Source organism: Salinibacterium sp. (genome assembly GCF_031364185.1).
Lineage (GTDB): Bacteria > Actinomycetota > Actinomycetes > Actinomycetales > Microbacteriaceae > Rhodoglobus.
The window spans coordinates 1-2,231 of the sequence record NZ_JANLVV010000390.1; the positions used below are offsets into that span (position 1 = coordinate 1).

The 2,231-nt window shown below is 66.8% G+C and carries 2 protein-coding genes; both read left to right on the forward strand.

Annotated elements, in window-relative coordinates:
- A partial coding sequence (locus RMN95_RS16695; RefSeq protein ID WP_309618030.1) for a DUF4118 domain-containing protein occupies positions 1-1,638 on the forward strand: 1,638 nt, incomplete at its 5' end.
- On the forward strand, positions 1,635-2,231 hold a 597-nt coding region (locus tag RMN95_RS16700), incomplete at its 3' end, for a response regulator transcription factor (RefSeq protein ID WP_309618031.1). The genes RMN95_RS16695 and RMN95_RS16700, both read left to right, overlap by 4 nt.

The window sequence follows — 2,231 nt, forward strand, 5'->3', positions numbered from 1 at the left end:
GCGCTCGCGGCACAGCGCGCACTCGTAGGGACGCTCGGTGGCAGCTACCACCAGGTCGTCGGCGAGCAGATCCCCCGCGCCCTCGTGGACTTCGCTCGGAGCGTGGATGCGACACAACTCGTCGTCGGTGTTAGCAGGCGAAGTCGGCTGGGCACACTCGTGACCGGTGCCGGGACATCGGCCACCGTCATCCGCGAGGCCGGTGATATCGACGTGCATATCGTCTCCCACTCCCAAGCCGGCTCCCGCGCCCTGCCTACACTCGGCGGGGCGCTGTCGATGCGACGCAGGATCGCCGGATTTGCGCTGGCTCTTATCGCCCTGCCGCTCCTGACCCTCGCGCTCAGTGCGGTTCGCAGCGATGAGTCGATCACCAGCGATGTCCTGGCGTTTCAACTTGCTGTCGTGGTCATCGCGCTTGTGGGTGGAATCTGGCCTGCCGTCGTGAGTGCCATCGCCGCGGGCTTCCTTCTCGACTTCTACTTCGTCGATCCGCTGTTCACGATCACCATAACCGAGCCGCTTCATCTGCTCGCGCTGGTGATCTTCGTGGTGGTCGCCGTATTGGTGAGCGTCGTCGTGGACCAGGCCGCGCGGCGATCCCGCTCAGCGGCGCGAGCAGCGGCAGAGTCAGAAACGCTGGCCACGATCGCTGGCAGTGTGCTCGGTGGCCAGGATGCGCTCGAGGCGTTGGTGTCTCGCCTGCGCGAATCGTTTGGTATGGCCAGCGTCACCCTGCGTGCGCATGGTGACGTCTTATATGCGGCACTGGATGCCTCGGCGGCAGCAAACGCGGATGCCGAGACCAGCTTCCCGGTGGGCGATCACGCCAGCCTGCATCTGCGTGGCCGCGAACTGCCCGCCTCTGACCGCCGAATCCTCGGCGCCTTCCTCTCGCAAATCGAAACCGCCCTCACGCAACGCGAGCTACGCTCCGAGGCCGAGCACATGCGCCCCGTGGCCGAAGCGGACAGGCTGCGCACGGCCCTGCTCGCCGCCGTCGGCCATGACCTTCGTCGTCCACTCGCAGCGGCAACGGCCGCGGTCACCGGCCTGCGCTCGACCGAGGTCGATCTGAGCGACGCCGACCGCGCCGAACTGCTCGAAGCCGCTGAGGTCAGCCTCGACTCGCTGGCCGACCTGGTGACACAGCTCCTTGACGCCAGCCGCCTCCAGGCGGGCGTGCTCGGCGTGTCCCTGGCGGCGGTAGCGCTCGACGAGGTCGTCATCGGAGCCCTCGACGAGATCGGGCTTGCCCCCGGAGACGTGGAGTTAGAGCTTCGAGCCATGCGGCCCGTAGAGGCCGACCCCGTGCTGCTCCAGCGCGCCGTGGTGAACCTTCTCGCGAATGCTTTGAGGTTCTCGCCCATCGGCAGCCCGCCGGTGATTGCAACGAGCGAGTTTGGCGACCGCGTCCAATTGCGCATCATTGACTCGGGGCCGGGTATTCCCGCCGAAAGGCGAGAGGATGTATTCGTGGCATTCCAGCGACTCGGTGACGTGGACAACACGACGGGTGTCGGGCTCGGCCTCGCGCTCTCCAGGGGCTTCGTCGAGGCGATGGGCGGCTCCATCGATGCCGAAGATACCCCCGGCGGCGGGCTGACCATGGTCATCGACCTCCCGGCCAGCGCATGAAGCTCCTGATCGCCGACGACGACCCGCAGATGCTCAGAGCGCTGCGCATCACCCTCACGGCGCGTGGGTACGACGTGGTCACGGCACACGACGGCAAGACCGCTCTCGACGCCGCCATCGCGACGCACCCTGACATCATCGTCATCGATCTCGGGATGCCCGGGCTCACCGGCATCGAGGTCATCCAGGCCATTCGTGGCTGGAGTACGGTGCCAGTGCTCGTGGTCTCAGGTCGCAGCGAGAGCTGGGACAAAGTCGAGGCACTCGACGCGGGAGCTGACGACTACGTCACGAAACCCTTCTCCGCAGACGAGTTGCTGGCGCGCATCCGCGCGCTCTCACGCCGCACTCCGGCCGCCGCCGACGAGCCGGTGGTGACCTTCGGCGATGTCACGGTCGACCTCGCCGCCCGCGTCGTGACGAGGGACGGCGCATCCATTCGCCTGACACCCACCGAGTGGCGCTTGCTCGACGTGCTGCTCCGCAACCACGATCGGCTGGTCACTCGTGAAACGCTACTGACCGAGGTGTGGGGCCCCCAATACACGACCGACACCGGCTATCTGCGGCTGTATCTGGCGCAGCTGCGAAAA